The organism is Caloramator australicus RC3, from assembly GCF_000297115.1.
GTDB classification, from domain to species: domain Bacteria; phylum Bacillota; class Clostridia; order Clostridiales; family Caloramatoraceae; genus Caloramator; species Caloramator australicus.
Genome location: NZ_CAKP01000027.1, coordinates 1 through 26,287 on the forward strand (window position 1 = coordinate 1; position 26,287 = coordinate 26,287).

At 32.7% G+C, this 26,287-nt stretch carries 21 protein-coding genes and 1 pseudogene; 1 reads left to right on the forward strand and 21 read right to left on the reverse strand.

The features are described from left to right. Position 1: 1 nt before the first annotated feature. The 10 genes and pseudogenes from CAAU_RS03075 to CAAU_RS03125 all read right to left on the reverse strand — a co-directional run bounded on the left by CAAU_RS03075 (position 2) and on the right by CAAU_RS03125 (position 12,966). Entirely contained in the window at positions 2-277 is a 276-nt protein-coding gene (locus tag CAAU_RS03075; protein WP_008907977.1) for an HU family DNA-binding protein, read from the reverse strand. A gap of 116 nt (positions 278-393) precedes the next feature. Continuing rightward, positions 394-1,836 (reverse strand): annotated as a pseudogene (gene yabN / locus CAAU_RS14790) (bifunctional methyltransferase/pyrophosphohydrolase YabN). Between the two features lie 37 nt (positions 1,837-1,873). After that, positions 1,874-3,403 carry a putative polysaccharide biosynthesis protein gene (locus tag CAAU_RS03090; protein ID WP_008907981.1) on the reverse strand — a complete coding sequence of 510 codons (1,530 nt, stop codon included), beginning with the start codon at positions 3,401-3,403 and terminating at the stop codon, positions 1,874-1,876. A 142-nt stretch (positions 3,404-3,545) separates the two neighbouring features. After that, positions 3,546-4,103 carry a stage V sporulation protein T gene (spoVT, locus tag CAAU_RS03095; RefSeq protein WP_008907982.1) on the reverse strand — a complete coding sequence of 186 codons (558 nt, stop codon included), beginning with the start codon at positions 4,101-4,103 and terminating at the stop codon, positions 3,546-3,548. Positions 4,104-4,469: 366 nt separating this feature from the next. After that, positions 4,470-5,465 (reverse strand): peptidylprolyl isomerase, encoded by a 996-nt coding sequence (locus CAAU_RS03100; protein WP_008907984.1) that lies wholly within the window; start codon positions 5,463-5,465, stop codon positions 4,470-4,472. A 52-nt stretch (positions 5,466-5,517) separates the two neighbouring features. Beyond that, positions 5,518-9,015 carry a transcription-repair coupling factor gene (gene mfd, locus CAAU_RS03105; RefSeq protein ID WP_008907985.1) on the reverse strand — a complete coding sequence of 1,166 codons (3,498 nt, stop codon included), beginning with the start codon at positions 9,013-9,015 and terminating at the stop codon, positions 5,518-5,520. Positions 9,016-9,034: 19 nt separating this feature from the next. Continuing rightward, positions 9,035-9,607: an aminoacyl-tRNA hydrolase gene (gene pth / locus CAAU_RS03110; protein ID WP_008907986.1), complete on the reverse strand. Its 573-nt coding sequence runs from the start codon at positions 9,605-9,607 to the stop codon at positions 9,035-9,037. 81 nt (positions 9,608-9,688) lie between these two features. Then, positions 9,689-10,813 (reverse strand): S1C family serine protease, encoded by a 1,125-nt coding sequence (locus CAAU_RS03115; protein ID WP_008907987.1) that lies wholly within the window; start codon positions 10,811-10,813, stop codon positions 9,689-9,691. Between the two features lie 75 nt (positions 10,814-10,888). Continuing rightward, positions 10,889-12,289, reverse strand: a complete 1,401-nt coding sequence (locus CAAU_RS03120) for a sensor histidine kinase (protein ID WP_008907988.1) — start codon at positions 12,287-12,289, stop codon at positions 10,889-10,891. Beyond that, a complete protein-coding gene (locus CAAU_RS03125; protein WP_008907989.1) occupies positions 12,289-12,966 on the reverse strand; it encodes a response regulator transcription factor in 678 nt (225 codons plus the stop codon). Before CAAU_RS03125 ends, CAAU_RS03120 begins: the two co-directional genes overlap by 1 nt. Positions 12,967-13,123: 157 nt before the next feature. Between CAAU_RS03125 and gdhA the strand changes: the two genes are divergently transcribed. Next, positions 13,124-14,470, forward strand: a complete 1,347-nt coding sequence (gdhA, locus tag CAAU_RS03130) for an NADP-specific glutamate dehydrogenase (protein ID WP_008907990.1) — start codon at positions 13,124-13,126, stop codon at positions 14,468-14,470. 28 nt (positions 14,471-14,498) lie between these two features. Here gdhA and CAAU_RS14515 read toward each other — a convergent pair whose 3' ends face one another. The 11 genes from CAAU_RS14515 to glmU all read right to left on the reverse strand — a co-directional run bounded on the left by CAAU_RS14515 (position 14,499) and on the right by glmU (position 26,194). Next, the gene (locus CAAU_RS14515; protein WP_008907991.1) at positions 14,499-14,651 is read right to left on the reverse strand and encodes a hypothetical protein; all 153 of its coding nucleotides are present in this window, start codon (positions 14,649-14,651) and stop codon (positions 14,499-14,501) included. A 4-nt stretch (positions 14,652-14,655) separates the two neighbouring features. Beyond that, positions 14,656-15,627 (reverse strand): ABC transporter ATP-binding protein, encoded by a 972-nt coding sequence (locus tag CAAU_RS03135; RefSeq protein WP_008907992.1) that lies wholly within the window; start codon positions 15,625-15,627, stop codon positions 14,656-14,658. Beyond that, positions 15,620-16,600, reverse strand: coding sequence for an ABC transporter ATP-binding protein (locus tag CAAU_RS03140; protein WP_008907993.1), 981 nt, complete (start codon positions 16,598-16,600; stop codon positions 15,620-15,622). The genes CAAU_RS03135 and CAAU_RS03140 overlap by 8 nt, the downstream gene beginning before the upstream one ends. Positions 16,601-16,612: 12 nt before the next feature. Then, a complete protein-coding gene (opp4C, locus tag CAAU_RS03145) occupies positions 16,613-17,527 on the reverse strand; it encodes an oligopeptide ABC transporter permease (RefSeq protein ID WP_008907994.1) in 915 nt (304 codons plus the stop codon). 11 nt (positions 17,528-17,538) lie between these two features. After that, entirely contained in the window at positions 17,539-18,501 is a 963-nt protein-coding gene (locus tag CAAU_RS03150) for an ABC transporter permease (RefSeq protein WP_008907995.1), read from the reverse strand. A 43-nt stretch (positions 18,502-18,544) separates the two neighbouring features. Further along, positions 18,545-20,266, reverse strand: a complete 1,722-nt coding sequence (locus CAAU_RS03155; protein ID WP_008907996.1) for a peptide-binding protein — start codon at positions 20,264-20,266, stop codon at positions 18,545-18,547. Between the two features lie 148 nt (positions 20,267-20,414). Continuing rightward, on the reverse strand, positions 20,415-21,806 hold the full coding sequence (locus CAAU_RS03160) for a sensor histidine kinase (RefSeq protein ID WP_008907997.1): 1,392 nt from the start codon (positions 21,804-21,806) through the stop codon (positions 20,415-20,417). 6 nt (positions 21,807-21,812) lie between these two features. Next, positions 21,813-23,048 carry a hypothetical protein gene (locus tag CAAU_RS03165; RefSeq protein WP_008907998.1) on the reverse strand — a complete coding sequence of 412 codons (1,236 nt, stop codon included), beginning with the start codon at positions 23,046-23,048 and terminating at the stop codon, positions 21,813-21,815. Between the two features lie 16 nt (positions 23,049-23,064). Beyond that, positions 23,065-23,751 carry a response regulator transcription factor gene (locus CAAU_RS03170; protein WP_008907999.1) on the reverse strand — a complete coding sequence of 229 codons (687 nt, stop codon included), beginning with the start codon at positions 23,749-23,751 and terminating at the stop codon, positions 23,065-23,067. 101 nt (positions 23,752-23,852) lie between these two features. Continuing rightward, the gene (locus tag CAAU_RS03175; protein ID WP_008908000.1) at positions 23,853-24,806 is read right to left on the reverse strand and encodes a ribose-phosphate diphosphokinase; all 954 of its coding nucleotides are present in this window, start codon (positions 24,804-24,806) and stop codon (positions 23,853-23,855) included. A gap of 17 nt (positions 24,807-24,823) precedes the next feature. Continuing rightward, positions 24,824-26,194: a bifunctional UDP-N-acetylglucosamine diphosphorylase/glucosamine-1-phosphate N-acetyltransferase GlmU gene (gene glmU / locus CAAU_RS03180; protein ID WP_008908001.1), complete on the reverse strand. Its 1,371-nt coding sequence runs from the start codon at positions 26,192-26,194 to the stop codon at positions 24,824-24,826. Between the last annotated feature and the right edge of the window lie 93 nt (positions 26,195-26,287).

A 26,287-nucleotide genomic window follows, 5' to 3' on the forward strand; every position in this document is an offset into this window, starting at 1 on the left:
TTTATTTGTTAACATTTTCTCTTAATTCTTTTCCTGCTTTAAATACTGGAACCTTTGTAGCTGGAATTACGATTTCTTCCATTGTCTTTGGATTTCTACCTTTTCTTTCTCCTCTTTCTCTTACTTCAAATGTTCCAAATCCAACAAGTTGAACCTTTTCATTTTTTGCAAGTGCCTCTTGAACGCTGTCGATGAAAGCCTTTAAAGCCTTTTCAGCGTCCTTTTTTGTTAAACCACTCTTTTCTGCCATCATTGAAATTAAATCTGCCTTGTTCATTATTTTCCCTCCTTGAAAAATTTAATATATAAAGCAGGATTTAGCTAAATTATATCATGTTTTTATTATTCTTCACAAAATCAAAAAATCCTGCTAATTTTAATATTTTTTTTATATTATTCCTCAAATTTCTTTGATTCTTCCCAAAGCTTATCCATTTCTTCTAAAGTAAGTTCTTCTATCCTTTTGTTGAACTTATGTGCATTTTTTTCTATATATTCAAATCTATTTATAAACTTATTTGCAGTTTTTGTCAAGGCTGTTTCTGGTTCAACTCCTAAAAATCTCGCAACATTTACCACTGCAAATAACAAATCTCCAATTTCTTCTAATATTTTTCCATTTTTTTGCGATTTATATACCTCTAAAAGTTCATTCAATTCCTCTTTTACCTTATCAATAGCACCTTCAACATCATCCCAATCAAATCCAACCTCCGCTGCCTTTTCTTGTATTTTTAAACTCCTCATTAGGGCAGGTAAAGTTTTAGGTATTTTCTTAATATTTTCGGTATAATTTTTTACTCCCTTTTCCTTCATTTTATTCTTTTCCCAAATTTCCATTACATCTTCAGGAGTTTTTAGCCTTTGCTCCTCCAAATACATGTGGATGTCTTATTATCATTTTATTTGCAATTCCATCTACTACATCCCAAATTTCAAAATATTCGTTTTCCTTAGCAATCTGTGAATGGAATACCACATGCAAAAGCATATCACCAAGTTCTTCACATAAGCCTTCATAATCCTTCTCATCTATTGCCTCTATTATCTCATAACATTCCTCCAATAAATACCTTTTTAAACTTTCATGGGTTTGTTCCCTATCCCATGGGCATCCCTTTGGTGACCTTAAAAACTCAACAATATCAACTAAATCATTAAAATCCTTTCTTTTTTATTCTTAGCTGGTGGAATATAAAGGGTTGTCAAATAATCAATAAAATCAAGTCTATCTATCTCATAAAGTTTTACCTTCTCGATTCTCTCAAGCTCCTTTACCCCAGCAGCTCTAACCACATAAACTTCCTGTTCATCATCATAGTATTCCATAAGCTTTATTTTTACTTCCCCCGCTATAAATCTACTATAAACCTGTGTTATGACATTTGAAGTTTTAGGATCTGGCCTATGTTCTTCAAGCATTAGCCCGTCTATTAGTTTAAATCCATTTGAAGGATCTATCTGTAAAGAGTTAAATAGAGCATCTATAAAGCTTAATGCAGGAACTATTTCTACATCAATATTTTTATCTTTGGCATATTTTAAAATTAGTTCAACGGATTTTTCGGCAACCAACGGATGTCCTGGAACACCATAAACGCATTCCTTTTCCTCTATTATTTTTTTAGCTATTTTCTCATAAACCTCATCAAAATCATTACCCTCATCATAATATTTGTCAAATGTTTCAAATTTTATTCCTATCTCCTTTAAATAATTGACATTTGGATGTTTATGCGTCCTTAAAAATACCTTATCTGCATTTTTTAATATTTCAATGGTTTTTAAAGTTAAATCATCGATTGAACCTGGTCCTAATCCAACGATTTTAATCATCTTATGTAAACACCTCTCATAAAAAGTTAATCATAAATTAACCTTTAATAAGTTTCACTATATCTTTAAAATTAAATGTATCTGTTATGTGAAGCATAAGAAAGTAAATTACTCCTCCTATAAAAATTGTAATAACAGTTGTCAAATCAGCTCCTATATATTTATTGAGCTCTAAATAAGAAAAGATAACAGCAAATATCATAACTAAAGTGCTCAAAAGGGGATAAATAACAACTTCTCTAATGTTTACTATAACATTAGTATATTTTATTACCAAAATAATATCAATAAGCGAAATAGCAAAATATGCTATTAAGGTGCTATACGCTGCTCCAAGAATATTTAAATTTGTCGGTATTAAGATATAAGAAAACATAATCTTTAGTAAAGATCCTATAAGCATAACAAATAAAGGAATATATGTTTTACCAAGGCCATTTAAAATGCTGGTTGATGTTTGTGATAAGATTATAAAAAAAGCTGATATGGATAGAATTTGCAAAACCTGCCATCCTCCATCTAAGCCTTGAAAGATTAAACTTAAAATAGGTCTTGCAAGGGTATAAAGTCCTGCACAAGAAGGCAAGGCTAAAATCATCGCCATTTTATATGCCATATTTATATTGCGATTTAATTTGATCCTGCTTTTAACTGCATAACTTTCAGAAATGGCCGGGACTGTGCTTTGGGCAATTGCAACTGATATTGTAAGCGGAACATTAATTAAAACAAATGCTTTTCCTGTAAGTTGTCCGTAAAGGGATGTTGCAGTCACATCATCAAATCCTGAGGCTTTTAAAAGTCCAACAACCAGCACAGAGTCTATAAGAGCCATAATTGAGCCTATGGTTTGGGCAATTGAAATAGGAATTCCTATTTTAATTATTTCAGCTGTTATAGAAAAAAAATCCTTACTACATTCATTTTTGTTATAAATTATTTTACTTTTATTAAAATAAATAATCAAAAATATAAGTCCAATAAAACTTCCCATAGTAGCACCAAAGGAGGCACCCGAGGCAGCAAATTCAATCCCATATGGCAAAAGAATATAAGCAAGTCCAACTCCAATCAACACCCTTACAATTTGTTCAATTATTTGACTTAAACCTGCCGGAAACATATTTTGAATTCCTTGATAATATCCTCTAAAGGCTGATAAAACTGTAGTAAAAAGGGGTGCAAGAGCAATTGCTAAAATTGAATAATAAACTTTATTATTCCAATTAAATATTCGAATAAAGTCTTTTGCAAAAAAAATTAATATAAAACTTGATAATGAACCTATTAAAAACATCAAAAGTAAAGCGCTTCTAAATATAATATTGGCTTCTTTATTTTTATTTACTGCCAATCTTTCCGAAATCATCTTCGAAAGGGCAATAGGAACGCCAGAGGATATTGCAAGTAAAAAAGTATACAAAGGATAAGTTATCTGATATATTCCTATTCCCTCTTCACCGATTAAATAAATCAATGGTATTCTAAAGAAAAAACCTAAAAATTTAGCAATAATTCCTGTTAAGGATAAGATGATTGTCCCTTTAATGATGCTTTTTTGGGACATAAAATATCCCCCTATTTTCATCTTCAATTAAATAATATTTAGGTAATGGTTAAATTAGCACTAACCAACCCATTTTAATTCGGCCATATAAACAAAAGTTTACATGGCCGAATTATGTAAAAATAGGAGGATTCTTATTATGTTAAGATGCCATTTGTTTGCTTAAAAATGCAGCTGCTGTTTCAGCTAGCTTTCTTTCAATCTCACCCATTGCTACATTTGCTTCTTTAGACATTATAATAACAGCTCCAATCGATTCCCCTTCAACAATAATTGGAGCTATAACTTGTGCAGTATAATTTACATCATCTTCCTCATCTTTAGTAAGTGCAAAGGCTCTTCCACCTTCCTTTGCATTATATACTGCTGTTTTTCTTTCGCTCATTATCCTTTCAAGGTCCTCACTTATTCTTTTGTCGATATATTCCTTCTTATTAGCACCTGCAACTGAAATTATTGAATCCTTATCGCAAATTAAAACCGGTCTATTAACCTGACCTTGCAAAGCTTCAGCATATTCCTTTGCAAACTCACTTAACTCACCGATTGGGGAATATTTCTTAAGTATTATTCCGCCTTCTCTATCAGTGAATATCTCAAGAGGGTCTCCTTCTCTAATTCTTAAAGTTCTTCTTATTTCCTTTGGAATAACCACTCTGCCAAGATCATCTATTCTTCTTACAATACCGGTAGCCTTCATATTCTCCCTCCTTCTTATTATTTTCTATTATTTATAATTTTCTCAAATTTTCAAAAAATATACCAAAAAAATGTATATGGGCAAAAAAAAGTTTCAGGGATTTTCCTGAAACTACTTTTTGGGGAGGTATTTTAAATGACAAATATTGCAACTAAACTGGGATGTAGAGGGCTTTGCCTTATATATACAATAGGAACAAGAATTAGGCATATTCCTTTGATTGCTTCTTAAAACGTCCCTTGAATCATTTTCATAGATATATTTCATATGATCACCTCTTGTCATATTTATTCATTATTTTTTATAATTATACATTAATTTTAAAAAATAAGCAAGGGTAAAAACCCTCGCTTTAATTGTTTTCGATTATAATCTATCAATATATTTTGTAATTTTAGCTTCTTCCTTCCACTTGTTAAATGTTTCGTCTATTTTCTCCGCCTTCTTTTGTTCTAAAACAACTTCTTTAACTTGATCCTTTACTTCATCAAAAGTTTTTAATCTGTATTCTTCTTTCTTGTTTACTTTTATAATATGATATCCAAATTGTGTCTTCACTATCGGGCTTATTTTCCCAACTGGAAGTGCAATTGCATTAGTTAAAAAGGTCTTATCGTAATTATCATCATTATAATATATATCTCCAAGATTTCCCCCTTTGTCCTTTGAACCGGGATCTATACTGTATTTTTTAGCAAGGTCTTCGAATTTTGCCCCTTTGTTTAGCTCTTCTAAAACCTTCTTTGCAGTGTCCTCAGTTTCAACAAGTATATGGGATACATTCATCTTGTTTGGTTTTTCAGTATAATCATACATGTTTTCGTTATAATATTTTAAAAGTTCATCTTCACTGACTGTTACATCCTTAATTATTTCATCATAAACTTTGTCTATAACTACTCTATTGGCCATGTAATTTTTAAAATCATCAACAGTCATTTTAAAAGCTTCAAGTGTCTTATTAAACTTATCTTCTCCACCTGCCTGCTTAACCGCTTCATCATAAGCCTTAGCAACTTCTTTATCTATCTCCTCCTGTGAAGGCTGAACATTAAGTTCCTTTGCCTTCTGAAGAAGAATTCTTTCATTTATAAGCTCATTTAATAAATCCTCTTTAATATTTTTAATAAGTTCCTCGTTTTCTTTTTTTGTTGCAAAATCCTGTCCATACATCATTTCATATTGAACGAGTTGAGATTGAAATATTTTTTCAAACTCACCCTTTGTTATTTTTTCTCCATTAACCTTTGCAACTACCGTTTTCTTTTCTCCCTCTTCAGTTTTTGATATAAGCTCACATCCCCCCAATAAATTGACAAATAACGTAATTGCTAAAATGATAGAAAGTCTTTTTAAATTCACGCCCATCCTCTCCTTTTTCAAACTTATCAAATATTATATACTATTTTGTAATTTATTGCAAACTGCAAAAATCTTCCATAATGTTGGTCAGAACCTGTAAAAGTTCACTATTTTTATTGATTTTTATTTTTAAAATTGGCTCTTTGACGCTTCCAAAACTAATGATATTATTATACTTCATATTTAATTCCTTTAGAAGTTCTAAACTTAAGACATCCGCATTTTTAAAGTGCAAAAATACATCTTTATCGATTTGCTTTACATTTGTTATCTTTAATTTCCTAGCCAAAGCCTTAATATAGGCAACTTGAATTAAGTTTTCTACGTTCTTTGGAACATCACCAAATCTATCTATAAGCTCATCAATTATATCCATCTTGCTTTCATAATCAAAAATGGAAGCTATCTTTTTATATACCTCGATTTTTAATTTTTCATCTTCTATATATTCCGAAGGAATAAAGGCATTTATCTGAAGTTCTATCTGCGTTTCTATCTCCTCTTCCTTTACCTCCCCTTTAAGTTCCCTTACAGCTTCATCAAGGAGTTTACAATACATGTCATACCCAACAGCTGCCAAATGGCCATGCTGTTTTGTGCCAAAAAGACTTCCGGCACCTCTAATTTCAAGGTCCCTCATGGCAATTTTAAATCCTGAACCAAACTCAGTAAATTCTTTGATAGCCTTAAGCCTTTTTTCTGCAGCCTCAGAAAGAACTTTATCCTTTTTATAGGTAAAGTATGCATATGCAATCCTATTAGATCTTCCAACTCGTCCTCTTAACTGATACAGCTGAGAAAGTCCCATTCGGTCTGCATCATAAACTATTAATGTATTAACATTAGGCATATCAATTCCTGTTTCAATTATTGTTGTGCATAATAAAATCTCAGCATCACCATTAATAAAACTTATTATTGCATCTTCGAGTTCTTCTTCGTTCATTTGTCCATGGGCTATTATTATCCTTGCCTCAGGAACAAGCTTTGATATCTCCCTTTGCATATCAATAATAGTTTCCACTCTATTGTAAACAAAAAATACCTGACCACCTCTTGAAATTTCCCTTAAAATTGCCTCTCTAACTATCGCTTCATTATATTCTAGAACATAGGTCTGCACAGGATATCTATCCTCAGGAGGGGTTTCTATTATGCTCATATCTCTAACACCAATTAAGGACATATGCAAGGTCCTTGGAATCGGCGTTGCAGTTAATGTTAAAACATCTATATTCTTTTTTAAGGCTTTTATCTTTTCCTTATGGCTAACTCCAAATCTTTGTTCCTCATCAATAATTAATAGTCCTAAATCTTTAAATTTTACTTCTTTGTTTAAAAGTTTATGTGTCCCAATAATAATATCTACGTTACCATTTGCAAGTTCCTTTAGGGTTCTTTTCTGTTCCTGCCGATTTCTAAATCTGCTAATCATATCTATATTAATCGGATAACCTTTAAATCTTTGAAGAAAAGTGTTGTAATGCTGCTCTGCAAGTATAGTCGTAGGAACCAATACAGCAACCTGCTTGCCATCCATCACTGCTTTAAATGCTGCCCTCATAGCAACTTCGGTTTTACCATAGCCTACATCCCCACAGAGAAGCCTATCCATAGGCTTTGGACTTTCCATATCCCTTTTTATCTCTTCTATTGCCCTTAGTTGATCTTCTGTTTCCTGATATGGAAATTCGTCTTCAAACTGTCTTTGCCATGGAGTATCGGGTGAAAAAGCATGTCCTTGAATTTTGCTTCTTTCGGCATAAAGCTTTATAAGGTCCTCCGCCATCTCCTTTAGGGAAGCCTTCACTTTGTTTTTGGTTTTTATCCAATCTGAACTTCCAAGCTTATTAACTTTAGGAGGATTATCATCTGCACCTATATATTTTTGAATGATGTCCAATTGCTCTACAGGAACATACAATGTATCATTACCCTGATATTGAATTACTAAATAATCCCTTTTTATACCTTCAATAACAAGCTCATTTATTCCTTTGAATATTCCTATTCCATGTATTTCATGAACAACATAGTCTCCAACCTTAAGATCAGTAAATACATCAATCTTCTTTGATCTTGATTCCTTTGTTTTTTTCTTTACTTGTTTTTTGCTTGGATGTATTTCCGTATCAGAAACAACCAAAAATTTGATATCAGGAAAGTCCATCCCCTTTGATATGCTTCCTGTTGTTATTGTTATAACATTTTCAATAAGCTCATCTATATCTTCCTTATAAACAGAATTAAAACCTTCTTCCTTTAATGAATTTTTAAGCCTTAGTCCTTTAGCTTCTGTAGGAGTAAATATTAATATTTTGTATCCTCTATTTGATTTTAATCTTAATTCTTCAATAAGATATTCTAAATTGCCGGCATAGGAATTTAGTCCAATGGCATTAAAGTTTGCTATAGCCTTAGGTTTAAAATCCTCTACAATCCTAGGAAGCATATTGAAAGAAACCAATTGTTTTCCTTTTAAGTTACCAAGTATAATTTCAGGATGAATAAAAAATTCTCCCTGTCTTGATAGAGCACTCCCATTTTCAAGCATAGTTTTATACATCTCTTGAAAATCTTCATAAGCAGAAAAAATTCTTTGTGAAATCCTTGAGGATTCATCTAATATGACTATAGGATCATCAAAATAATCTAGTAGGTTTGAATTATATGTGTAAAAATAAGGCAAAAAACTATCTATTCCTTCAAAATATTTTGAATTAGAAAGCTTTTCTAAAATTTCTTCATATCTTTGTTTTAGTGAATTAGCTTCATCCTTTTTCTTTTTTGAAAAACTTTTAAGTTTTGATTCTAAATCCTCTTTTATTAATTCATATCCTCTTTTCAAGGCAGCATCATCAAGTAGAATTTCCCTTGCCGGATTTATTTTAATTTCACTTATCCTTTGAATACTCCTTTGGCTTAGGACATCAAAAGTCCTTATCGTATCGATTTCATCATCAAAAAATTCAATTCTTATCGGCTCCTCTTTATCAATTGGGAAAATGTCAACTATTCCTCCCCTTTGGGCAAATTGTCCCTTCCCTTCAACTATATCAACTCTTTCATAACCCAATTCATATAATTTAGAAACCAAGTCTAAAACCTCAATATTCAAACCTTCATTTATCTTCAAAAAACTGTTTTTTAAAACATCCTTAGGTGGCATTAAAGACATAATAGAGTCAATAGTAGATACAACAATTGCTTTCTCCCCATTTAAAATCTTTTTTAAAATCTTTAATCTTTCTGATTTAATCTCAAAGGATGTAACGTCTATATTAAGGACGAGTTCTTTAGAAGGAAAATAATAGCATTGGTCTGTAAAATTTTTAATATCATCGTAGATTTTTTTAGCTTCTATATCATTGTAAGATAAAATAAGCATCTGCCTATTTAACTTCAAAAAAAGACAATAACAAACCAAGGCCTTTTGAGATTCCGAAAGGCCGTGTGCTTGACATGGGGTATTTTTATTTTCTATAGCCCTTATGATTTCATTGAATTCTCTATTTTTTAATAATACCTCCAATAACCCCTTATATTTCAAAGCTTCACCCCCTTAAGCTTTATTTTTTGCCTGCATCGAAGGAGTTATACTTATTCATGGCACTTTGAATACCATTTTTTATTATTTCCAAGACAGCATCAGAAGCAGCATCAATTACTTTTTCTATTAAAACTTCTTCCTCCTTTGAAAATTTTCCAAGAACGTGGGATATCATATCAAATTTGGGTTTGCCTATTCCAATTCTTACCCTTGGGAACTTATTATCCTGCAGATGATATATGATGTTTTTCATTCCATTATGGCCACCGTCACTTCCGCTAGGCCTAATTCTTAACCTTCCAACATCTATATCAACATCGTCATAAACGACAATAATATTTTCAATATTAATTTTATAAAACTCAACAGCTTCTATTAAGCTCTCTCCACTTAAATTCATGAAGGTTGAGGGTTTTAACAGCAATACCTTTTTATTATCAAAAGTTCCTTCCCCGAATAAACCTTTGAACTTTATTTTGTTAACACTTGCTCCTAATTTTTCAGCCAATCTTTCAATAACCTCAAAGCCAACATTATGCCTTGTTTTTTCGTAATCCCTTCCTGGATTTCCTAGTCCAACTACAAGATACATCCTCTCACTCCCTCATCATTTATATTTCCATTAAAAATATTACCATAAATTATTCAAAAAAAACATGGCTGCATATGCAGCCTATCTAATTTGTTCTGTTAGTTTTATTCTAACATCAAAATATCTTCCATCCCTCCATACTTTAGCCTTTACTATGTCCCCAACCTTACGTTTTTCCTTTGCCTCCTGTAGATCTTCAAATTTAGTTAACTTTTTACCATCGAATTCTACGATTATATCTCCAGGTCTTATTCCAGCAAGGTCAGCACCGCTTCCCCTTACAACCTCCTGAACACCAACACCTACAGGAACTCCATATTCTTTTGCCTGTTCTTCGTCAATAAACGTACCTGCGACTCCTATATATGGCCTTGAAACATAGCCATGTTTCATCAATTCTTCGATTATTTTTTTAGCCTCATTTATAGGTATTGCAAAACCCATACCTTCAGCTGATGTTATTTTTAATGTATTAATACCTATAACTTCTCCATTTTCATTGCAAAGGGCACCGCCACTATTGCCTTGATTTATAGAAGCATCTGTCTGAATAACTTTATATTTTCTATCCTCAACTGTAATTTCCCTATTTATAGCACTTATAACTCCCATCGTAACACTTCCTGCAAATTCCTCTCCAAGTGGATTACCTATTGCAATGGCTATATCTCCAACCCTAACGCTTGATGAATCACCAAATTTAGCAACAGGAAGATTAGTAGCATTAACTTTTAATACTGCGATGTCTGTTTCATAATCTGCTCCAATAATCCTTGCAGGAAGTTTTTTGCCTCCAGATAAAGTTACAGTAACATCGGTTGACCCTTCAATTACGTGATAATTAGTAACGATATAACCGTTTTTGTCAAATATAATTCCAGAACCGGAGCCTTGCTTTTGCTTTCCCCAAAACAATGTATCTACATTATTATTAACTCCAACTATAGCAGGTCCAACTAATTCTGCAACTTTATTTATAGAATTTTTAGGTAGCGCGGATGTTGTTTGTTGAGTTAAATTAGGCAGTGTAATTCCTGAAGAATTCGATTCATAATTCTTTTTAACATAATATCCGCCTAGTATTCCTCCTAAAGAAGCAGAAAAAAATACTAAAAGTATAATGCCAACAGCCCTTAAAAACCTTTTAGGTCTTCTTTCTTCCACGAATTTTACTCCACTCCCCCAGTTATTTTCATTAAACTCCATAATTACACCTCCTCACTTTATATTCTATCTTCCAATTTTTAAGAAAGTATGAATAAGATTTGAAATAAATAAAAATTATGAAATTTCTAATGTAAATGTAAATTTTGTTCCCTTTTCACCTGACTCAACCCAAATTGTTTGGTTATGTTTATTTATAATCTGCCTTGCAATAGAAAGTCCAAGTCCTGTTCCTCCACCCTTTGTCCTTGATTTATCCCCCTTGTGGAATCTATCCCAAATATACTTTATATCTTCTTTAGGAATTGGGGGGCCATCATTAAAGATACTCACTAAAAGTCTATCCTCCTTTATTTCTGTTCGGATTTCAATATTGCCACCCTCATGGACAAACTTAATGGCGTTATCTATTATATTTGTCAACACCTGGTCGATCCTATCCCTATCCCCTTTAACCATCATTCTTTTTTCAATTAAATAAACATTTACATTTACTTTCTTTTTGTTTATTTTATCTTCGAATTTAATAATTCTTTGCCTTATAAGCTCATTTATATCAAATATCCCTATTTTTAGGGAAAATTCTCCTGATTCTAAGCTTGCAAGATCTAAAAGATCATTAATAAGTCTAATTAATCTTTTTATCTCGTCATGGACTATCTCCAGATATTTTGTCCATTTTTCCATTGGGATAGTTCCATCAAGCATACCAGAGATAAATCCGTTAATGGATGTCATCGGTGATCTTAGTTCATGTGATACATCTGCAATAAAATTTCTTCTCATGTTTTCTAAATTCTTCAATGTATCAGCCATATAGTTAAAAGAATTTGCAAGTTTTCCTATCTCGTCTTCTGAATCTATGTCAACTCTTTTGTCGAATTCTCCCTTTGATATAGCCTTTGCAGTATCATTTATCTTGCTTAGAGGCCTTATCAATATTTTTTCGGAAATATAGAAAATAATGAAAAGAGAGATGACAGTTGCAAAAAAAGCCGACATCCATATAACAATATATACCTTTTTAAGGGCAAATCTTATTTCATCAAGTGAGGTATGCAAAAAAATTGCACTCAAAACATTATCATCTACATAAACTGGAATGCCCACGGTTAGCATTGGCTTTTTAAATATACCTTTAAAGCTATCCTTTTTTATTACAATTTTCCCAGAAATAACATCTTGAAATTCCGTAAAGGTTAGCTGTTTTTCATAGTCTATCGTTGGTTCAGTATAAGCATAGATATACCCATATTTATCAACCACCCATATTCTTGCATTTACAAGTCTATCTATTAATAAAAGCTCATCCTTTAGCTTTTTCTTGCTGATTTTTCTATCAAAATAGTCTGAAACAATATCCTTTAATACGGTTCCTTGTTTTATTAATGTTGCAGCTTTTTGATTAACTGAATAATTATAAAACCATTGCGAAAGAAAAATAGCAACCAAACTAAAGGATATAGCTAAAATTACAAAATAAGTGATTATTAGCTTTGCAAATAAACTTTTTTTCATTATGACTTCACCTCAAATTTATATCCAACGCCCCAAACAGTTTTAATCTGCCATTCATCATGCTCTGGAAGCTTTTCTCTTATTCTCTTTATATGGACATCAACTGTTCTTGAATCTCCCGGATAATCATACCCCCAAACTTCATATAGAAGCTGGTCCCTTGTAAAAACTTTGTTGGGGTTTGACGCAAGGAAATATAAAAGTTCAAACTCTTTTGGAGGAAGCTCCATCTCCTGACCCTTATATATAACAATAAATGAATCTGCATCAATTATTAAATCCTTATATTCAAGGGATTTTTTCTGAACTTGAGGTTTATATCTTCTTAATACCGCTCTAATTCTTGCAACAAGTTCCTTAGGTTCAAAGGGCTTTACAATATAATCATCTGCACCAAGCTCTAATCCTAAAACTCTGTCAAAGGTTTCTCCTTTTGCTGTAAGCATAACAACAGGAATAGCAGAAGTTTTTCTAATTTCCTTTAATGTTTCATAACCATCAAGACCTGGCATCATAACATCCAAAACTATTAAATCAAGTTGCCTTTCCTTAAAAATCTTAAGAGCATCAACTCCTGAGTTAGCTTTATAGACTTTATACCCTTCCTTTTCAAGATATATCTCCAAAAGATCACAAATATTGACATCATCATCAACTATTAATATCCTGTTCTCCATAATATCAACCTCCTTAAATTATTTTCTCATTATTTTAATTTTAATACAATATGCCATTTTTGAACAAAATTTTAACTGATTATTTAAAAAATATTTATAATTTTTTTTACATGTGCTATTATATTTATAGATAATTTTTACATAGGAGGCGCATTTTATGAACGCAAGAGAACATATTAATCAAGTATTTGAACAAGTGGTAAAGAGAAATCCAAATGAACCTGAATTCCATCAGGCAGTTAAGGAAGTTCTTGACTCCCTTGTTCCAGTTCTCGAAAGAAGACCTGAATATATCGAAGCTGGAATAGTAGAAAGAATTGTCGAACCAGAAAGACAAATTATGTTTAGAGTTCCATGGGTTGATGATAATGGAAAGATTCACGTAAACAGAGGATTTAGAATTCAATTCAACAGCGCAATTGGACCTTATAAGGGAGGACTTAGATTCCATCCATCAGTTAACGCAAGCATAATCAAATTCCTCGGATTTGAACAAATATTTAAAAACTCATTAACCGGCCTTCCAATTGGTGGTGGAAAGGGCGGTTCAGACTTCGATCCTAAGGGAAAATCTGATGCAGAAATAATGAGATTCTGCCAAAGCTTTATGGCTGAATTATATAGACACGTAGGTCCAGACATCGACGTTCCTGCAGGTGATATAGGAGTTGGTGCGAGAGAAATAGGTTACCTCTATGGAATGTATAAAAAAATCACAGGCGCTTATGAAGCTGGTGTTTTAACTGGAAAAGGATTAACATATGGTGGAAGTTTAGTAAGAAAAGAAGCTACAGGTTATGGTCTTGTTTACTTCGTTGAAGAAATGTTAAATGCTAAAGGAAATTCCTTCAAGGGTAAAGTTGTTGTAATTTCAGGTTCAGGAAACGTTGCTATCTATGCTGCTGAAAAGGCTATGCAACTTGGTGCTAAGGTAGTTGCAATGAGCGACTCAAACGGATATGTATATGACAAAGATGGAATTAAGCTTGATACAATAAAGCAAATTAAAGAAGTTGAAAGAAAGAGAATTTCAGAATATGTAAAATTCCATCCAAGTGCTGAATATCATGAAGGTCATAAGAATATTTGGAATGTAAAATGCGATATAGCACTTCCATGTGCAACTCAAAACGAAATAGATGCAGAAGCAGCAAAGACATTAGTAAACAATGGAGTTATTGCTGTTGGTGAAGGTGCAAACATGCCATCAACTCTTGAAGCTACCGAAATATTCTTAAATAACGGCGTATTATTTGCACCAGCAAAGGCTGCAAATGCAGGTGGAGTTGCGACTTCCGCCCTTGAAATGTCACAAAACAGCTTAAGATTATCATGGACATTTGAAGAAGTAGATCAAAGACTCCATAACATAATGGTAAATATCTACAAGAATGCTAGCCAAAAGGCTGAAGAATATGGATATAAGGATAACCTTGTTGTTGGAGCAAATATCGCTGGTTTCGTAAAGGTTGCAGATGCAATGCTTGCTCAAGGAATAGTATAATAAAAAGGCTGCCATTAGGCAGCCTTAATCATTTCACCCAAGTTATAGTAATTATTTTTAAAACTACCCAAAGTATAAACCAAAAGATAAGAACAAGTGGCATTAATATTTCAGCCTGAGCAATCATTATAGCCAAAATGTCCTTCCATTCAAGCTTTAAATCTTCCTTATCCTTTTCCATAAAATCACCTTCCATCTAAATGACATGCAACAAAATGGTTATTACCTATATCCTTATATTCTGGTGTTACCTCTTTGCAAATATCCATCTTATATGGACACCTTGTGTGAAATTTACAGCCCTTTGGTGGATTTGCTGGGCTTGGTATATCTCCTTCAAGTATTATCCTTTCCCTTTTTAATGTAGGATCAGGAATTGGAACCGCTGATAAAAGGGCCTTTGTGTAAGGATGAATTGGATTTTTAAAAATTTCTTTTTTATCAGCAAGCTCTACTAATGAACCAAGATACATAACTCCAACCCTATGACTTATATGCTTTACTACACTTAAATCATGAGAAATGAAAAGATAAGAAAAATTAAACTTTTGTTGAAGCTCACATAGCAAATTAACTATTTGAGACTGTATTGAAACATCCAACGCCGAAACCGGCTCGTCGCATACTATAAACTTTGGGTTTAATGCAAGTGCCCTTGCAATCCCAATCCTTTGCCTTTGTCCACCTGAAAATTCATGGGGATATCTTTTTATATAATATGAGCTTAATCCGCACATCTCTAAAACCTCTTCAACCTTTGCTTTTACTGTATTTTTATTTGCCATACCATGTTCAATTAAGGCTTCTCCTACTATTTCTCCCACTGTCATCCTTGGATTTAAGGATGAATATGGATCTTGAAATATAATTTGCATATTTGGTCTTAATTTTCTTAATTCTTCTCTACTTAACTTATAGACATCCTTTCCTTCAAACATTACTTCTCCTTCAGTTTTTTCTATAAGCCTTAATATAGTTCTTCCTGTTGTTGATTTTCCGCATCCCGATTCGCCAACAAGACCTAATGTTTCACCTTTTCTTAGCTCAAAAGAAACGTCATCAACAGCCTTTACATGTCCAACAACTTTTTGAAAAACACCGGACCTTATTGGAAAATACTTTTTTAAATTTTTAACACTTAGTATAACTTCATTCATTATTATCACCCCCATAAAGGTGGCAGGCAACCTTATGTCCATTTCCAACTTCCTTTAAAGTAGGCATAACTTCCTTACAAATTTCCATCGCTCTTTCACACCTTGGGAAGAAATAACATCCTTTAGGTAAATTAAAGGGATTAGGAACCTGCCCAGGAATAGAATATAGCTTTTCTTTATCAATATGTATTTGTGGCTTTGATTCTAATAAGCCCAATGTATAAGGATGTTTAGGGTTTTTAAATAGTTCAATAACATCAGCCTCCTCAACAACTTTACCTGCATACATCACTGTTACATATTCTGCCATTTCTGCCACAACACCCAAGTCATGGGTTATAAGCATAATGCTTGTTTTTGTTTCCTCCTTTAATTTTCTCATCAAGTCAAGTATTTGGGCCTGAATCGTTACATCAAGGGCTGTTGTTGGTTCATCTGCTATTAAAAGAGTAGGATTACAAACCATAGCCATTGCAATCATAGCCCTTTGTCTCATGCCACCACTAAGTTCATGGGGATATGCATTTATTATTTCTTCTGCTCGTGGTATACCTACAAGTTTTAGAGCCTCAACCGATTTTTTAGTTGCTTCTTTTTTATCTAGTTTTTGATGAAGCATTATGGCTTCTATTATTTGATTACCTATTGTAAAAACAGGATTTAAAGATGTCATAGGCTCTTGAAATATCATAGAAATTTTATTTCCCCTAATTTCTCTTACTTCATCATCTGAAAGCTTTAAGAGATCTTTACCTTCAAATATTATCTCCCCGCCCTCTATTTTACCAGGTGGATCGGGTATTAATCTTAATATTGACATTGCAGTTATACTTTTCCCACAGCCTGATTCACCAACTATACAAAGAGTCTGTCCTCTATTTATCCTTAAACTGACATCGTCAACTGCCTTTACAACCCCCTCATCGGTATAAAAGTATGTTTTCAAATTTTTTATTATTAATAATTCGTCCATTTTGTCCCCCTCCTAGTGTTTTAATTTGGGATCCAATGCATCCCTTAAACCATCACCTAATAAATTTATTGCCATAACTGTTATAAAAATACATATTCCTGGGGGAACCCATCGCCAAGGATAAAACTGAAAAACATAAGCATCTGTGACTGCATTTACCATATTGCCCCATGATGGAGTTGGAGGTGTAACTCCAAGTCCAAGATAGCTCAAAGCCGATTCAGTTAAAATGGCTCCGGCAACCTCCAATGTTGCTGAAACGATAATCGAACTAAAGGTGTTTGGTAAAAGATGCCTAAATATTTTTCTTCTATCCCTTAACCCCAACGCTTCCGCAGCTTGGATAAATTCCTGTTCTCTAAGGGAAAGTATCTGACCTCTTATTATTCTACTAAGTCCAGGCCAACTTAGTATTCCTATAATAAACATAACGACATAAATTCTATAATTAGGATGAATTTTATAATCCGACATAACAGCAGCCACCATCAAAAGAAGTGGCAAAAATGGGAAACACATAAATATATCTACTATTCTCATCAAAACAGCATCAATAATTCCACCATAATAACCAGATATTGCACCTACTATACTCCCTATTAAAACACTTATCAAAACTGCTACTATTCCTACTGATAGAGATATTCTCCCGGCATACATAACTCTTGTTAAAACATCCCTTCCTACCTCATCTGTTCCTAAGGGATGGGACAGAGAAGGAGGTGCAGAAATATTGCTAAGATCTAATGTTTCCATATTATATGGTGATATCATTGGTCCAAAAACTGAAAGAAGCACCATAAATATCAAAATATAAAGTCCAAGCATTGCAAGCTTATTCCTTTTTAATCTAATCCAAGCAAGCTGCCAAGGTCCTAATATTTTCTCTTCTCTTATTTTTGCTTCTACACTTCGAACAGTCTGCATATAAATCCCCCCTATTTTAGCCTTATCCTTGGGTCAACTAAAGCATAAGTAACATCCGCAATTAGATTACCAAGTAAAGTTAACAGAGCAAGAAGCATATTTATACCCATCAAAAGGGGATAATCCCTTGTATTTACTGCCTGAAGTTCAATAGGCCCAATACCAGGCCAATTAAATATTTGCTCCGTAATAATAGCCCCTGAAAAAAGTCCTGGCAAACTCATTCCGAAAATCGTTACAACAGGAATAAGGGCATTCCTTAAGGCATGTTTATATATGACAACCTTTTCCCTTAATCCCTTTGCCCTTGCTGTTCTAATATAATCCTGCCTTATAACCTCCAGCATGCTTGATCTTGTATATCTCATAAGTCCCGCGAGGCTTCCAAGGGTTAAAACTATTAGTGGTAGTGCCATATGATGCATAACTTCTTTAAATAAAGCAAAGCCTGTTGCTGTGCTTCCTGGATTAGTCATTCCTGAAACCGGAAATAACTTTAGGTCGACTGCAAACCACTTTATAAGTAAAAGCCCGAAGAAAAATGAGGGCATCGAAATACCTATCAAGGCAAATATTGTAAATATGTAATCAAATTTTGAATATTGTTTTGTTGCTGATAAAACACCGATTGGAATAGAAAGAATTGCACTTAGCAAAAAAGATGCTAAAGAAAGATAAAAAGAATTCCATATAAAGGAATTTATAACCCTTGAAACAGGTTGCTTATAATAAAAGGATTCTCCCCATTGACCCTTTAAGATATCCATTACCCAATATTTATACTGAACAAGAATCGGTTCATTTAAGTGAAGCTGTTCTCTTAGCTTTGCTTTAGTTTCAGCTGATGTCTTTGGATCAACTATTGCTGACACCGCGTCTCCAGGTGCCAATTGAAAAATAACAAAAATTAGTATAGATATACCTATAAGAACAGGAATCATTTCAAGTAATCTTCGGGTAATATACTGCCTCATCGTCCTACCTCCTAAATATTGCCCGGCGATTGCCGGGCAATTTTTATTTAACATCAACTATTTCAACATTTTGAATATCATATGTCCAATCTATATATGGTGATGGATTTACTCCCTTAACCCTGCAGCTTACAGCAACATTATCCTTGTTATAGCTCAAGAAAAGATATGGCAATTCTTCATTTGCAAGCTTATTCCACTGTTTATAAATTTCCTTTCTCTTTTCCTGATTAAATTCAGTAAGACCCTGTTTCATAAGTTTTTCAGATTCTTCGTTTACCCAGCCAACAGAATTGTTTCCTCCAGGAACATCCTGTGCCTTTGAGAATATTCCTGATGGATCTGGGTCAATCGATAGGGACCAAGCCATGTTATACATTTCAAATTCCCTTTTGTCATAAACCTTTTCAACCAATGTTCCAAATTCCATAAGTTCTGGAACAACTTCTATTCCTAGTTTTCCCCAATTATCTTTAACAATAGGTATTAAAGATTCTACATATTTGCTTCCTGTATAGGTCATCCAATGAATTATAAATTTTTTGCCATCTTTATATCTAAACCCATCTTCCTTCTTTACCCAGCCAGCCTCATCTAAGAGTTTATTCGCAAGATCAGGATTATATTCGTATTGGTTTATTTCATCCGTATATGCCCAAGAAACTGGTGAAACCGGTGCATTACATACCTGACCGTTTCCTTTGTAATAAGCGTTTATAAACCCTTTTCTATCAAGTCCATACATTAGTGCTTGTCTTACTCTCTTATCCTTAAATCTTTCATCCCTGAGATTTAATCCTATATACCCATAGGAATTGGAAGGATAGCTATATATGTTGAAAAATCCCGCCTGTTTTATAAGTTCAACCATTTCTGGCTTACCTACAGCATCTATATCTACATTGCCAGAGGTTAATTCTTGAACTACTGTATTTGCGTTTGTAACCTTCATAACTATAGTTTTAATCTTTGGTTCGCCCTTCCAATAGTTTGGATTTTTTTCAAATACTACTTCTGCACCTGGTTTGTAATTCTTAAGTGTATATGCTCCTGATCCCATTGGTTTTAAGAATAGATCCTTAAGCTTTTTAATATTTCCCTTTTCAAAAACATAATAATGCTTTGGAAGTATTCCATATCCAAAGTTCCAAATAGCAGGTGCTTGAGCCTCTGTTAAAGTAAATTGTATTGTATATGGATCGATAACCTTTATTCCTTTAACTTCCTTTACTTTATTTTCTTTATCCTTATTGTATTCCTCGTATCCCTCTAAATACATAACAGCATCTGTTCTTGGTCCATCATAATTAGGATCGCAGATAGCTGTGAAGGTGAAGGCAACGTCTTCAGCTGTAAGTTCCTTTCCATCATGAAATTTAATTCCTTTTTTTATATAGAAGGTATATGTTTTACCATCTTCAGATATATCCCATTTTTCCGCAACATTTGGAATTGGATTACCCTCAGCGTCATTGCTAATAAGTCCATCGAAAATCAAAGAACATACCCATGAATCATATAAGCTGCCTGAATAAATTGGATTAAAGGTTCCATTTGGTGCAGTAGTTCCAACTATTAAAGTATCCTTTCTATCCCTTGCAACCTGTGGAAGTTTTTCTGGATTGGTAGCTTGAATTATCTCAATTTGACTCTTGTTTAAAGACTTGTTGTCAGAACTTCCTTGATTTGAAGAAGGCTTTGAACATGATGAAAATGTCCCAACCATAATCAAAATCCCTAAAAAAACACTTAAGATTTTTTTCATCTTATCCCCCCTAAAATTTAAATTGTTCTTCTTAATATAAATTTTATTAAAAATATATATATTTTTGGTAACAATATGGTAACAATTTAGAATTTTACAAAAAAGGAAATAAGTAATTTGTTATATTGCAAAAACGAGGTAAGTTTTATTAACTTACCTCATTTTGTGGTAAATATATTGTTACTTTGGTTCCTAATCCTTCATTGCTTTCTATAACAATATCACCTTTATGGAGTCTGATTATCTCGTCGCATATTGCAAGCCCAAGTCCGCTTCCTTCCTTTTTTATATCGATTTTATAAAATTTTTCTTTTACTTTATCTATCTTTTCAATTGGTATTCCTATACCATCATCTTCCACAATTATCTTTACTGCATGCTTTTCCCTTATAGTTCTTATTAAGATTGACCCGTCTTGCTTTGAAAATTTTACAGCATTATCAATAAGGTTTATTATTACTTGTCTTATTCTAAATTTATCAGCCAAAATAATATCATTTTCATCCAATTCTTCAGTTATTTTTAAACCTTTATTGTTAGCCTTCCCTTTATACAGATTGCAAATATCATGAATTTCTTGATTTAAACTAAAGTTTTCAAGGTTTAATTTAATCTTTCCCCCTTCAAGTTTTGAAAAATCAAGAAGATCCTCAACCATGTCTGAAAGCCTATCTACTTCCTTTGTAATAATCTTTAACCCTTGTTTTATCTCTTCTAAGTCATTAAAATCGCTTGTCAAAATAGTTTCACTCCATCCCTTAATAGAAGTTAAAGGTGTTCTTAGTTCATGGGATACCGATGATATAAATTCACTTTTTAAATTCTGCATCCTTTTAATCTCGTTTGCCATATAATTTAAAGTTTCTGCCAGCTCTCTAATCTCATCGTTGTATTTGGTGGTTATTTTTACATCGAAATTACCCCTTGCCATTTTTTTTGCAACTTCGTTGATATCCTTTATAGGTTCTATTATGCTTTTACTGAAGGTTAAGCTCAAAATAAATAGAAATATCACTAAAACAAAGCTAATAAAAATAGCAAAGGTTATATAATATTTTATTCTAGAATCCACTTCCCTTAAGGATGTTATTATCCTCAAAATTCCTACTATAGAACCATCCACCTTTATAGGAGCTGATGCTGCTATTAATTTTTCCATTGTTATATTGTTTATGTATATAGAAGAATGAACCTTATCTTGAAGAGCAAGAATATAATCTGATTGAAGGTTTTCGGCGTAATTTAATCCGCTAGAACAAAATAGCACTTTCCCTTTAGTATCCCAAACTTGAATAATAAAATCCTCATCAAAGGAATAATCTTCAACATAATTTTTAAGAAGAAAAGTTATTTTTTCTTTATCTGTGAAATATCTATTGAAAAACTCCGTAGATGTATTAACTTTATTTATCAAAAGCTGTCGTAAGCTTGAATAATAATAGTTTCTTATGATAAGGGCAAAGGATAGATTGAAAACTATTAAAATAACTATAATCCCTATAATGTAATCCTTAACCCACCTTTTTTTAATCCCCGTCATGTTAAATCATTCCTTATTTATGAATATATTTTTTTCTATTTCATCCGGATTAAAAATCTTTTTATCATAATTTATGTATACTCTGTAATTCAGATAATCCAATATTTTAATTTTATCCGCCAAATCTATTGTCTTTCCTTCCTTAATCCTATATAAAGAAAAAAGATATTTATTAGAATTCTTTAAATAAAAGGATACACTTTCATAGTCCTTCTGATTATATTTAATTATAAAGTTATCTTGTATTTTTTTAGGAATAAGAAAATAATAACTATCATCACCATAGGTAGAACAGGAGTAGATTAAATTTCCCTTTTCATCTATCTTATACCAGTTGTTAATCCAAATATTTTCATTCTGGAAACTGTTATTAATCTCTGGCATCGCAACTTCAATAAATCCATCTCCATCAATATCCTGTGATTTTATATAATAAGCCTTTATTCCATTTTCACATATATGATTTTGGGAGTTTAAAAACAAATTTTTTATCTTTTTTTTATCTAAAACTAATATTTGAGTTAGTGCTAATTCTTCTCCTATTAAACTATCTATAACTATTCCATTTTGGCTCTTATTTAATTTACAATAGGTTATGTTTTTATAGTGTTTTGTTCCTTTGTCTAAAGGAACTACATATAAAGAGTTAAATTTTTCACCCTCAGCCTTTAATATATTTAAAAAGGGAAATTCGTCTTTTCTTATTAGCAATATCTCATCTGTCCCATCCCCATCTATATCATTAATAGCAAAATCCTCATACTCCGACTTAAATACCACCCTTAATATTCCTTCTATTTCCTTTAATATAAAAACTTCCTTCGAATTATTTTTATAGTTTCCTATAATAAACTCCATCTTTTTATCTTGGTCTAAATCGGAATAATAAAATTTATGAATTTCGTCTCCAACAAATCCATAACTAACTGCATTAATAAAACTAGAACTTTTGATAAGCCCTATTTTTAAAGGTGAAAACAAATCCGAAGTTTTTATGAAATAAACTATATCACTATTTTTATCCCCATCAAAATCTAATAAATAAATGGAGTTTTTGTTCTCCCCATCTATTGGAGAAGTTAATTTCGAGTTAGGAGCAACAAAATATTTTATTTTACCGATTGCCATTTCGTATTCTTTAGGAATCATAGGCTTTACAATAATATTTTCTTCACGGAAATTGCAAGATTGAAAAATAAACACAAAAAATAATAAAACAATCCTTTTGATTAAAGATTTCACCTTCTTTAGCCCCCTATTACTTAATTTCCCACCTATATCCATATCCTCTTATAGACTTAATATATTTAGGGCATGTAGGGTCATCTTCTATCTTCTGCCTTAGCCTACTTATATTAACATCAACTATCTTATAACTTCCAATATAGTCTTCGCCCCATATTATGTTTAAAATTTCATCCCTTTTAAAAGCTTTATTAGGATTATTAATGAATAATTTTAAAAGTTCAAATTCAATATAGGTAAGTTCAATTTCTTTGTCTTCTTTAAAAAATTTTCTTGAGTTAAAATCAACTTTAAAAGGATACATAAAAATCTCATTGTTATTTCTTCTAATCATAGAAACCCTTCTAAAAAGCGAATCAACTCTTGCAACTAATTCTTTTGGACTAAAGGGCTTTACAACATAATCATCAGCTCCCTTTGAAAATCCAGCTATCTTATCAGCCTCTTGAGACCTTGCCGTAAGTATAATAATTCCTATAAAAGGATCCTTTTCTCTAATCTTATTGCATACATAAAATCCATCTATCTTAGGAAGCATTAAATCTACAATAGCTATATCAATACCATCATTCTTTTTTAATATATCCAGCGCCTTTTCCCCATCCTCAGCTTCAAGGACATCATACCCTTCTCTTTTTAAATTTATTTTTATAAATCCCCTGATTTCCTCGTGATCCTCAACAATCAAAACCCTCTTCATCAAATCCCCCCAATAAAACTAATATTTACTATAAATTATAATTCTTTACACTAAAATATTAAAGAAGTAACTAAAAAAATAGGCCGGATTAAACCGGCCTATCACTCAAATATTCTGCTTACGGAAAGGTCTTCATATATTCTCTTTATTGCCTCTGCAAAAATAGGTGCAACAGATAAAACTTTTATCTTATCAAGATGTTTTTCTGGTGGAAGAGGAATTGTGTTTAATACTACAAGTTCTTTAATTGCTGATTTTTCAATTCTTTCAACAGCTGGGCCAGATAATACCGCATGGGTGCAGCATGCAAATACTTCCTTTGCCCCCATATCCTTTAGGGCATTTGCTGCATTAGTAATAGTTCCTGCAGTGTCTATCATATCATCTACTAAAATAACATATTTGTCCTTAACATCTCCGATGACATTCATTATTTCTGAAACGTTTGCCTTTGGTCTTCTTTTATCAATTATAGCAATTGGTGCGTGAAGCCTATCTGCAAATTTTCTTGCCCTTGTAACGCTACCAAGGTCAGGTGATACAACTACCACTTCATCTTCATTAAAATTCTTTTCTTGATAGTATTTTGCAAGGATTGGAACTCCAAGAAGGTGATCAACAGGAATATTAAAATATCCCTGAATCTGTGCAGCATGAAGGTCCATTGTTAAAACCCTATTAGCCCCAGCAGCTGTTAAAATATCTGCAACAAGTTTCGCTGTAATTGGATCCCTTGCCTTTGCTTTTCTGTCCTGTCTTGCATAACCATAATATGGTATAACAGCCGTAATCCGACCTGCAGAAGCTCTCTTGAGGGCATCAATCATTATAAGAAGTTCCATTAAATTGTCATTAACAGGTGCACATGTGGATTGAACCACAAAAACATCTGCACCTCTGACAGTTTCATTGATATCTACAGAAATTTCGCCATCGCTGAATCTTCCAACAACAGCATTTCCCATCGGAACACCTACGATATCAGCTATTTCCTTCGCAAGCTCTGGATGAGCATTCCCTGTAAATATTTTGATGTGCTTACCATGTCCAAACATCTTTAACTCCTCCTAAGCTATTTTTTCCAAATTCCTCTTTTTTGCACCCATCCTTCTTTATTAACCTGCTTTTCCCTTGCAATTGCAAGTGATCCATCAGGAACGTCTTGAGTTATTGTAGAACCTGCGGCAATATAAGCACCCTCCCCAACTGTAACTGGAGCAACAAGATTTGTATTACAGCCTATAAAGGCCTTATCTTTAACTATTGTTTTATGTTTCTTTGTTCCATCATAGTTTACAACAACAGTTCCACATCCAAAATTGCATCCTCTTCCAACCTCAGCATCACCAATATAAGTAAGATGTGAAACCTTTGTTCCATCTCCAATTGTTGATTTTTTAATTTCAACAAAATCTCCTATTTTTACATCTCTACCAATGATACTTTCAGGTCTTAAATAAGCAAATGGTCCAACATTAGCCCCTTGCATTATTTTACTTTCTAAAACAACTGAGTTTTGAATCGTTACATCATCCTCAACCTCAACATCCACAAGCCTTGTGTTGGGGCCTATTATACAGTTTTCACCGATTACTGTTTTCCCTTCGAGTATTGTTCCTGGATAAATTATTGTATCCCTTCCTATTTGAACATCCGAATCTACATAAGTATTATTTGGATCTATGAAGGTTACTCCTTCATCCATGAATTTATTTATAATCCTTTTTCTCATTATAACGCTTGCCTCATAAAGCTGCGCCCTTGAATTAACACCTGTAAATTCTTCAAAATCAGTTACATAGGCACCAACTTTTTTGCCATCTGACTTTAATATCTCTATTACATCTGTTAGATAATATTCGCCCTGTGCATTGTTGTTATTTAATCTCTTAAGGGAATCTAAAAGGGATTCTATATCAAAACAGTATGCGCCAGAATTTACTTCTTTAATCTGCCTTTCAAATTCATTTGCATCTTTATCTTCAACTATTCTTTCAAGGTTGCCTTCAAAATCCCTTACAATCCTTCCATACCCCTTTGGATTATCAACAACACCTGTTATAACAGTCGCAGAATATCCCTTTTCAATATGATACTGGAAAACCTCTGATATGGTTTTAGATGTAACAAGTGGAGTGTCTCCTGCAAGAATAATTACTGTCCCTTTTTTACCTTTTAAAAATTCACTTGCACACATTACCGCATGACCTGTCCCAAGTTGCTTATCCTGATATGAATAACTATATCTATCACCAAGGTATCCTTTAACCTTATCGGCACCATGTCCAACAACAATGGTAAAGTCTTCGACAACAGAATCAAGTGCATGAATAACATGCTCTATCATGGATTTGCCGCAAACCTTATGTAAAACTTTAGGAAGATTGGATTTCATCCTTTTTCCTTCGCCAGCGGCTAATATAATACCATAACACTTATTCATATTCTGCACCTCAATTCGATATTTTTCTACCCTATATATTATATTGTATTAACAAAATTATTGCAATTAAATTAACAAAAAAATAAAAAGGAA

Bases quoted from the DNA above. Each gene is read 5' to 3' on its own strand.
- CAAU_RS03075 (WP_008907977.1), bottom strand. From the start codon at position 277: ATGAACAAGGCAGATTTAATTTCAATGATGGCAGAAAAGAGTGGTTTA.
- CAAU_RS03090 (WP_008907981.1), bottom strand. From the start codon at position 3,403: ATGTCCCAAAAAAGCATCATTAAAGGGACAATCATCTTATCCTTAACA.
- spoVT (WP_008907982.1), bottom strand. From the start codon at position 4,103: ATGAAGGCTACCGGTATTGTAAGAAGAATAGATGATCTTGGCAGAGTG.
- pth (WP_008907986.1), bottom strand. From the start codon at position 9,607: ATGTATCTTGTAGTTGGACTAGGAAATCCAGGAAGGGATTACGAAAAA.
- CAAU_RS03115 (WP_008907987.1), bottom strand. From the start codon at position 10,813: ATGGAGTTTAATGAAAATAACTGGGGGAGTGGAGTAAAATTCGTGGAA.
- CAAU_RS03120 (WP_008907988.1), bottom strand. From the start codon at position 12,289: ATGAAAAAAAGTTTATTTGCAAAGCTAATAATCACTTATTTTGTAATT.
- CAAU_RS03125 (WP_008907989.1), bottom strand. From the start codon at position 12,966: ATGGAGAACAGGATATTAATAGTTGATGATGATGTCAATATTTGTGAT.
- gdhA (WP_008907990.1), top strand. From the start codon at position 13,124: ATGAACGCAAGAGAACATATTAATCAAGTATTTGAACAAGTGGTAAAG.
- CAAU_RS14515 (WP_008907991.1), bottom strand. From the start codon at position 14,651: ATGGAAAAGGATAAGGAAGATTTAAAGCTTGAATGGAAGGACATTTTG.
- CAAU_RS03135 (WP_008907992.1), bottom strand. From the start codon at position 15,627: ATGAATGAAGTTATACTAAGTGTTAAAAATTTAAAAAAGTATTTTCCA.
- CAAU_RS03140 (WP_008907993.1), bottom strand. From the start codon at position 16,600: ATGGACGAATTATTAATAATAAAAAATTTGAAAACATACTTTTATACC.
- opp4C (WP_008907994.1), bottom strand. From the start codon at position 17,527: ATGCAGACTGTTCGAAGTGTAGAAGCAAAAATAAGAGAAGAGAAAATA.
- CAAU_RS03150 (WP_008907995.1), bottom strand. From the start codon at position 18,501: ATGAGGCAGTATATTACCCGAAGATTACTTGAAATGATTCCTGTTCTT.
- CAAU_RS03155 (WP_008907996.1), bottom strand. From the start codon at position 20,266: ATGAAAAAAATCTTAAGTGTTTTTTTAGGGATTTTGATTATGGTTGGG.
- CAAU_RS03160 (WP_008907997.1), bottom strand. From the start codon at position 21,806: ATGACGGGGATTAAAAAAAGGTGGGTTAAGGATTACATTATAGGGATT.
- CAAU_RS03170 (WP_008907999.1), bottom strand. From the start codon at position 23,751: ATGAAGAGGGTTTTGATTGTTGAGGATCACGAGGAAATCAGGGGATTT.
- CAAU_RS03175 (WP_008908000.1), bottom strand. From the start codon at position 24,806: ATGTTTGGACATGGTAAGCACATCAAAATATTTACAGGGAATGCTCAT.
- glmU (WP_008908001.1), bottom strand. From the start codon at position 26,194: ATGAATAAGTGTTATGGTATTATATTAGCCGCTGGCGAAGGAAAAAGG.